General features: G+C 36.2%; 4 protein-coding genes. 2 read left to right on the forward strand and 2 right to left on the reverse strand.

Annotated features, from left to right (window positions below):
- The first annotated feature begins 516 nt into the window (after positions 1-516).
- Both dnaE and PMI10_RS15630 read left to right on the forward strand, forming a co-directional pair.
- Positions 517-5,061, forward strand: coding sequence for a DNA polymerase III subunit alpha (dnaE, locus tag PMI10_RS15625; RefSeq protein WP_007809714.1), 4,545 nt, complete (start codon positions 517-519; stop codon positions 5,059-5,061).
- Positions 5,062-5,238: 177 nt separating this feature from the next.
- Positions 5,239-6,171 (forward strand): outer membrane beta-barrel protein, encoded by a 933-nt coding sequence (locus PMI10_RS15630; RefSeq protein WP_007809716.1) that lies wholly within the window; start codon positions 5,239-5,241, stop codon positions 6,169-6,171.
- 166 nt (positions 6,172-6,337) lie between these two features.
- Here the strand turns inward: PMI10_RS15630 and PMI10_RS15635 are convergent, their stop codons facing one another.
- Both PMI10_RS15635 and PMI10_RS15640 read right to left on the reverse strand, forming a co-directional pair.
- A complete protein-coding gene (locus tag PMI10_RS15635; protein ID WP_007809718.1) occupies positions 6,338-7,330 on the reverse strand; it encodes a Gfo/Idh/MocA family protein in 993 nt (330 codons plus the stop codon).
- A gap of 252 nt (positions 7,331-7,582) precedes the next feature.
- On the reverse strand, positions 7,583-9,200 hold a 1,618-nt coding region (locus tag PMI10_RS15640), incomplete at its 5' end, for a prolyl oligopeptidase family serine peptidase (RefSeq protein WP_007809721.1).

The following is a 9,200-nucleotide window of genomic DNA, read 5'->3' on the forward strand; positions in this document are numbered from 1 at the left end:
TATTTCATTATATACGATACCCAAACTAAAATACAAATTGCGATTGGCTTTTGCAGAATCAATTTTGGTCGAAACAAGAATATGAAATTGGTTTTGCTTTTCTTTTTCAGCTTAATTTTTATTTAATTGCTTTTAATTTTAATAGTTTGCAAATTTATCTCAAAAGCAGTATAAAATACAGGTTTTAATTCAAAAAAATGTAACAAAAGAGATAAAAATAGTAATAATTGTTAGTTTTAATTTCTTTTTCAGAGTTTTTAAATTTCTGATAATTGGTCTTTTTAAATGTAATAAATGGAGAATCTGATAAAACATTTCAGTTGATTTTTTAATTGAAATACTACGACATCCAAAAGAATGATTTTTATGAAATTTTATGATTTTTAAGATAAAAACTGATTTGTTGATAAGAATGATTTTTTACTCATTTAACCGTTTTCTTTCTCCAAAAAAAGGACTAAATTTGAAATTCAATTTTTGTGTTTTTATAAAATTGCAACCACCTCATTTATAGCTATGTACTTAATATTCGATACCGAAACAACCGGATTACCAAAACGCTGGGATGCGCCAATAACCGATTCTGATAACTGGCCCCGCTGTATTCAGATCGCATGGCAGCTGCATGACGAAATGGGGCAGCTTATCGAACATCAGGATTATTTGGTAAAACCTGACGGATTTAATATTCCGTATGATGCCGAGCGTATTCACGGAATTTCGACTGAATTAGCAGAAGCCGATGGAATTTCGCTGGCTGAAGTTTTAGAGAAATTCAATATCGCTTTAAGTAAGACCAAATTTATTGTTGGTCAGAATTTAGGTTTCGACGTAAATATTATGGGAGCTGAATTCTATAGAATGGGAGTCGATTCTCCGATGAGTACGATGCCGGTTTTAGATACTTGTACCGAAGTTACAGCTTCATTATTACAACTTCCGGGTGGCCGTGGAGGAAAATTCAAACTGCCAACATTAACCGAATTACATAGTTATCTTTTTAATAAGCCTTTCGCGGAAGCGCACAACGCAACTGCCGACGTTGAGGCAACCACGCGTTGTTTTTTAGAATTAATCAGAAGAGAGGTTTTTACAAAAGAAGAATTAGATGTTCCGAAGGATTATTTCAAGGAATTTCAAAATAGAAACCCGCAGGAATTTCCGTTAATCGGTTTAAAACATATCAATTTAAAAGCGGCTTCTGATAAAATCAGGGAACAGCTGAAAGCATTGCAGTCTGATGACAAACAAACTGTAGTTTCAGAATCTGATAAAGCAGATTTTAAAGCGGCAAAATATTCGCATTTACACAATCATACACAGTTTTCGGTTTTACAATCGACTATCGGAATTGGCAATATTGTTTCGGCTACAGCAAAAAATGGTATGCCGGCCGTTGCCATGACAGATACCGGAAACATGATGGGCGCTTTTCACTTTGTGAGTGCTGTTATGAATCATAATAAAGCAGCATCCGGTAAAAATAAAGCTTTAGTTGAAAGTGGTGAAGAACCAACAGAAACGGAGATAAAACCAATTGTGGGCTGCGAGTTTAATATCTGTGAAAACCATTTGGATAAAAGCAAAAAAGACAACGGAAATCAGGTTGTGTTATTAGCTAAAAATAAAAAAGGTTATCACAATTTGGCAAAAATGTCATCAATTGCTTTTACAGACGGATTTTACTATGTTCCGAGAATCGACCGAAAAGTTATCGAACAATACAAGGAAGATATTATGGTTTTGTCCGGGAATTTATACGGAGAGATTCCGAGTAAAATTCTGAACATCGGTGAAAACCAGGCCGAAGAAGCTTTGATTTGGTGGAAAGAACAATTTGGCGAAGATTTTTATCTTGAAGTCATGCGCCATAATCAGGAAGATGAAAACCGTGTAAACAAAACCCTGATTGAATTTGCCCAGAAACACAATGTCAAGTTAATTGCGACCAACAATACTTTTTATTTAAATAAAGAAGATGCCAATGCGCACGATATTTTGTTGTGTGTAAAAGATGGTGAAAAACAAGCTACACCAATTGGTCGTGGTCGCGGTTACCGCTACGGATTACCTAATCAGGAATACTATTATAAGTCGGAAGAAGAGATGAAAAAACTCTTTTCTGATTTGCCGGATGCGATTATCAACATTCAGGAAATTGTAGATAAGGTTGAGATTTACTCACTTTATCGTGATGTATTGCTTCCTAAATTTGATATTCCCGAAGAATTTATCGTTCCCGAAGATGAAGCTGATGGCGGAGTTCGAGGTGAAAATAAATATCTGCGACACCTGACAATGGTTGGGGCAAAAAAGAGATATGGTGAAATTACGGAAGCTATTCAGGAACGTTTAGACTTTGAGTTATTGACGATTTCGAATTCCGGATATCCGGGTTACTTCCTGATCGTACAGGATTTCATTGCCGAAGCCAGAAATATGGATGTTTCGGTAGGACCGGGACGTGGATCTGCAGCAGGTTCTGCGGTTGCTTATTGTTTAGGAATTACCAATATCGACCCAATTAAGTACGATTTGCTTTTTGAGCGTTTCCTAAATCCTGATCGTGTGTCGATGCCCGATATTGATATCGATTTTGATGATGAAGGCCGTGGCCGTGTTATGGATTACGTAATTAATAAATACGGTAAAAATCAGGTAGCTCAAATTATTACATATGGTAAAATGGCAACCAAATCTGCAATTCGTGATACGGCGCGTGTATTGGATTTACCATTATTTGAAGCCGATAGAATTGCAAAACTGATTCCGGGAATGATGCCGTCAAAATGGAACTTGGCGCGTTTTATTTCTGAAAGTGAAGATGAGGTTAAAAAAGCGCTTCGTTCAGATGAATTTGATAATGTAAAAGAGTTAATCGCTATTGCGAATGAAGGCGATTTGGCCGGAGAGACAATTCAACAGGCAAAAATCCTTGAAGGATCGATGCGAAATACCGGTATTCATGCCTGTGGGGTAATTATTACGCCATCGGACATTACGAATTTCGTTCCGGTTACAACAGCAAAAGATTCTGATTTATATGTAACGCAGTTTGATAACTCGGTTGCAGAAAGCGCGGGATTACTTAAAATGGACTTCTTGGGTCTGAAGACCCTTACCTTAATAAAAGATACCGTTAAACTGGTAAAATACAGAACCGGAATTGAGCTTGATCCGGATACTTTTCCGATTGATGATCAGGAAACATACGCACTCTTCCAAAGAGGTGAAACTGTTGGAATCTTCCAATACGAGTCACCCGGAATGCAGAAATACATGAAAGATCTGAAACCAACGGTTTTTGGAGATTTAATTGCGATGAATGCCTTGTATCGCCCGGGACCTTTAGAATATATTCCGTCTTTCGTTCGAAGAAAAAATGGTGAAGAAGAAATTAAATACGATTTAGATGCCTGTGAGGAATATTTAGGAGAAACTTACGGAATTACAGTTTACCAGGAGCAGGTAATGCTTTTGTCGCAATCATTGGCAGACTTTACAAAAGGTGAGGCCGACGTTTTGCGTAAAGCGATGGGTAAGAAACAAAAGGACGTTCTGGATAAAATGAAGCCAAAGTTCGTTGAACAGGCGGCTGTAAAAGGTCACGATGCAAAGATATTAGAGAAAATCTGGAAAGACTGGGAAGCTTTTGCGAGTTACGCCTTCAACAAATCACACTCGACATGTTATGCCTGGATTGCCTACCAAACGGCCTATTTAAAAGCACATTATCCTGCAGAATATATGGCAGCGGTTCTTTCGAACAATATGAATGATATCAAACAAGTATCATTTTTTATGGAAGAATGTAAACGCATGGGACTACAGGTTTTAGGACCTTGTGTAAATGAATCGTATTATAAATTTACGGTAAATGATGATTACGCCGTTCGTTTTGGGATGGGTGCGATCAAAGGAGTAGGTTCGGGAGCTGTAGCCACTATTGTAGAGAGCAGAAAAGAGGCAAGATATAAATCGATTTTTGATTTAGCTAAGCGAATAGATTTGCGTGCGGCCAATAAAAAAGCAATTGAAAATCTGGCACTTGCAGGCGGTTTCGACTCATTTGAAGGAACTACAAGAGCGCAGTATTTTCACGATGATGGCGACGGAATTACGTTTTACGAAAAAGCGATTCGTTACGGATCTAAATTTCAGGAAAACGAAAATTCATCTCAGGTAAGTTTGTTTGGAGAAACGAGCGAAGTACAAATTGCAGAACCTGTCGTGCCTCCTTGTGAAGACTGGGGTACAATGGAAAAACTTTCGAGAGAAAAAGAAGTGGTTGGAATTTATATTTCGGGACACCCTTTGGATGATTTTAGATTTGAGATGAAATACTTCTGTAATGCGCGATTGGAAGCGTTAAAAAATATGGAGCAATATGTTGGAAAGAATCTTACTGTTGCAGGAATTACTAGCAATATTCAACATAGAGTAGCTAAAAACGGAAAAGGGTGGGCAATGTTTAACTTAGAAGGGTATGATGAGAGCTATGAGTTCAGGATGTTTGGCGAAGAATATTTAAAGTATCAGCATTTTTTAGTGCCCAATAAATTTTTGTATTTTAAAATCTTAATAAAAGACGGCTGGGTAAATCATGATACGGGCAAAAAATCAGAACCCAGAATGCAATTTGTTGAGGTAAAACAATTGCAGGATGTTTTGGAAACCTTTGCGAAGAAATTGGTTTTATTATTGAATATTAAGGATCTGCAAACCGAATTTATTCATAAACTGAGTCAATTATTTAATGAAAATAAAGGTGATAATTCGGTGACTTTTGAAATCATGGAATTAGAAAAAATAAAACGTCTTGTCGAGGTAGAAACGCCAACGGAATTTGAAGAAACCGAAGATGTGGTTTTTGAACATGAAACTGAAAATGAAGATGTAGAAACATCTCTGAATGAAACTAAAATTCAAGAAGTTACTGAGGTTGAAGAAATAAAGGTAGTAACCAAATTAACGATGCCAAGTCGTAGGTTAAAAGTCAAAATCTCAACTGAATTGTTACAGGAATTAGAAAAAATGCAGGTTAACTTCAAACTCAACTAAAATTTAACAGTTAAAAATTAGTAGATAATGTATTTATTCGGTTAAAAATATGCACGCATAGTAATTTATAATGTCATTGTTTTTCAAATTGATAATAATAACCCGCGGAGTGGGAATGTTGTAAAAAAATAAATTTTAATTATTATAAGTTTGCATTAAATTAACAAAGAAAAAATTATGAAAAAGCATTTATTTTTAATCGGATTATTGGTTTGCTCTATAGCCACAATGGCGCAAACGGAAACACCAGAAAAACAAGAAAGCTGGTATTTTAAATTAGGGGGTTCTTACTTTGTAAAAACAGTTGCCACTGATTTCCCAATTATTTCAGGAGCATTACCTAATAATGATGTATATGCTGCAGATGGTACTACTTTGATTTCGAGAGAAACTAATCATGGATCTTTTGGAGAAGGGTTTCGTTCTACTTTAACTGCTGGTTACAGATTTAATACACGTATAGGTGTTGAAATGGGTGTGAACTATTATGTTGGAAATAATGAAAAAATGGCTCAGACTACTAACAGATTAGTGGCTGCAGGACCAACTTTTGTTTCGGGAAAAGCAGAGGGCAGAATTAAGGCATTTGATTTATCTCCGGCTTTAGTGTTATTTTTAGGAGAACACAGAGGTTTTGAACCTTATACTAAGGTGGGTGTTATTGTTCCCATCCATGGAGATTTAACTATTGAAACAAACCGTACGTATACAAATCCTCAAGGAACGACTAATACATTTGCTAAAGATGTTGTGAAACCAAAGCCAACTGCAGGTTTTATGGCAGCTGTTGGGACTTCATATAAATTAGGAAAACATATTTCTGCATTTGCAGAGATCGAATACCGTAACTTTACTGTACATGGTGACACTAAAGAAACAAAAGAGTACACAGAAAATGGGGTTGATAAGTTGAATACTCCAACTAATTTTAGAGCAGATGCTTCTTATTCAGCAAGCCATGTTAAATATGTTGATGAATTGACCGCTACTTCAAATAGCAGAACTACTAATGCTGCTAATTATGATACTACTAAAGCTAATGAAGAAATTAGTTCTTATGTTGGAATTAGTGGTTTAGGTTTGACTTTAGGTCTTAAATACGCACTATAATTTTTAAAATTTTATAGTTTAAAAAAGAGGATATTCATAACGGATATCCTCTTTTTTGTTGTTATGAAAACTGAAGCAATAGCCCTGATGGAAGCGGCATCCTTTTTATCTGCTTTTTTTGCAGATGAAAAGATACAGCGGACAGCAGGAATAGCTCCTGAAAATTTTATTTGGAATTTCTAAACTCCTTTAAAACTTCATCAATAACCCATGTTGTTCTTGCCCCTGAAGTTCCTTTTGATGGAGAAATTCCTTCGTTGCCCAGCAGTTCTGAAATAACTGTTTCAATAAAAGGCTGCTGAATATGAAGCGGATTTTCGATACTGATACTTTCTTTTTCTCCGTTTGTATATTGAATATGAATTGGATCATTGCCAAAAGTCGAAAAAGATATTTTGCCTTTATCGCCTACAATTTCGGAATTGTCATAACGTTCGAAACTGGCGAAGTTCCATAAACCAGTTCCGTGAATTCCGTTTTCGAATAAAAATGACATAGAAACGGAGTCTTCGGCAGGATAAGCCTTAAGCTGAGAACTCGCATGCCCGCGAACGGATTTAATCGGCCCTAAAACAAAATCCAGAAAATCTAAAGTATGACAAGCCAGATCGACAAAAATTCCGCCACCGGAAATATGGGGTAAAACTGTCCAGGGAAGGTTGATTTCGTCATCATAACGCTCTTCAAACGGATGATATAAAACACAATTTACATGTCTGACTACTCCAATTTTACCCTGATCAATTAATTCTTTTATTTTTAGAAATCTTGGTAAACTTCTTCTGTAATAAGCAACAAATAACGGAACGTTATGTTCTTTGCAAACACTTATCATTTCGTTGCATTCTTCAAATGTCAGTGCCATAGGTTTTTCTACATAAACAGGTTTTCCTGCTTTGGCACATAAAATGGTATATTCTTTATGAGAAGACGGCGGTGTCGCAATATATACGGCGTCAACTTCAGGATCATTGATTAAATCGATCGCATTTGAATACCATTTCGGGACATTGTGACGTTTGGCATAATCTTCGGCAAGTGCAGCATCTCTGCGCATAACGGCAACTAAGGCTGAATTAGGCGCTTTTTGAAAAGCAGGTCCGCTTTTAACTTCAGTTACATTACCACAGCCAATGATTCCCCATTTGATAATTCTCATTTTATTGTTTTTTAGGTATTTCAAATTTAAGGGAAAATGGAGGGATTAAAAAAGGTTTGCTACGAATTCATGAATTATTTTTCACGCAGATTCTGCAGATTTAGTGGATTTTTTTTTAGTTTTCCAGATTTAGAATCTGCTAAATCTGCAGAATCTGCGTGAAACAAATATTAAAATAAACCTAAAAAACATAGCCACGAACTCACAACTAATTCGTGAAATCCGTGGCTAAAAATGTAAGTATTTAAAATTTTACTTTTTAGGCAAATCTTTAAATCCCATATTGTAAAGCGTGAATGCCTGAATGTCTACACTTTCCTGAATCGTAGCGGCAACAGATTTTCCTGCTCCGTGACCTGCTTTTACATCAATACGAATTAAAACAGGATTGTCTCCGGTTTGTTTTTCCTGTAATTCGGCAGCAAATTTAAAACTATGCGCAGGCACTACGCGATCATCGTGATCTCCGGTAGTTACCATAGTTGCCGGATAATGAACTCCTTTTTTAACGTTTTGTACCGGGGAATAACCTTTAAGATATTCGAACATTTCTTTGCTGTCCTGAGCTGTTCCGTAATCGTATGCCCAACCTGCTCCTGCTGTAAAAGTATGGTAACGCAGCATGTCCATTACACCAACAGCTGGCAAAGCTACTTTGAATAAATCAGGGCGTTGAGTCATAGCTGCCCCAACTAATAAACCTCCGTTTGAGCCTCCGCGAATTGCAAGGAAATCAGGCGAAGTATATTTTTGAGCGATTAAATATTCGGCAGCAGCAATAAAATCATCAAATACATTTTGCTTTTGCAATTTAGTTCCTGCATCATGCCATTTTTTACCATATTCGCCACCACCTCTTAAATTTGCGACTGCATAAACACCTCCATTTTCCATCCAGACTGCATTCGAAATACTGAAACTTGGTGTTAAGCTAATGTTGAATCCGCCATAACCATAAAGAATGGTCGGGTTCTTTCCGTTTAATTTAGTTCCTTTTTTATAAGTAATAATCATCGGAATTTTTGTTCCGTCTTTTGAAGTGTAGAAAACCTGTTTTGATTCGTAATCGTCACTTTTAAAATCTACTTTCGGTTTTTGGTATATCTCTGATTTACCTGATTTCGGTTCAAATGAAAAGATCGTTCCCGGAGTTGTATAATTTGTGAAAGTATAATACAGTATTTTTTCTTTCTTTTTTCCGCCAAAGCCACCTGCAGTTCCCACGGCAGGAAGTTTTATTTCACGAATTAATTTTCCGTTATAATCATATTGCTGTACGAATGAAACGGCATCTTTTGTGTAATTGGCGAAAAAGTATCTGCCACCAGTAGAAGGGGACAAAATGTTTTGTGTTTCCGGAATAAAATCCTTCCAGTTTTCAGGTTTTGGATTGCTTACGTCAACAGATACTACGCGTTTGTTTGGAGCATTTAAATCGGTATCGATAAATAATTTGCTTCCTTCGTTTTCAATGATATTATTGTCACTGTTAAAGTTGTCGACAATAGTAATGATTGGGCTGTTTGGGTTGGTTAAATCCTTAATATACAGTTCGTTTCCGTAAGTAGAATTGGCTGCTGTAATAACTAAATAATGATCATCTTCTGTAACATAACCTCCAACATACCTTCTTTTTTGATCTGCCCCAAAAATAACCTGATCTTCTTTTTGAGGAGTTCCCAATTTATGAAAATACAATTTATGCTGATCTGTTTTTGCAGATAATTCGCTTCCTTTTGGTTTATCATAACTGGAATAATAAAATCCTTCGTTTCCAAACCAGGAAACACCGCTGAATTTTACATCGACCAAGGTATCTTCTAAAACTTTTTTAGACAAAGCATCAATAATAATGACTTTTCTCCAGTCG

Origin of the sequence: Flavobacterium sp. CF136 (assembly GCF_000282055.1) — a bacterium.
In the GTDB taxonomy this organism is placed as follows: Bacteria; Bacteroidota; Bacteroidia; order Flavobacteriales; family Flavobacteriaceae; genus Flavobacterium.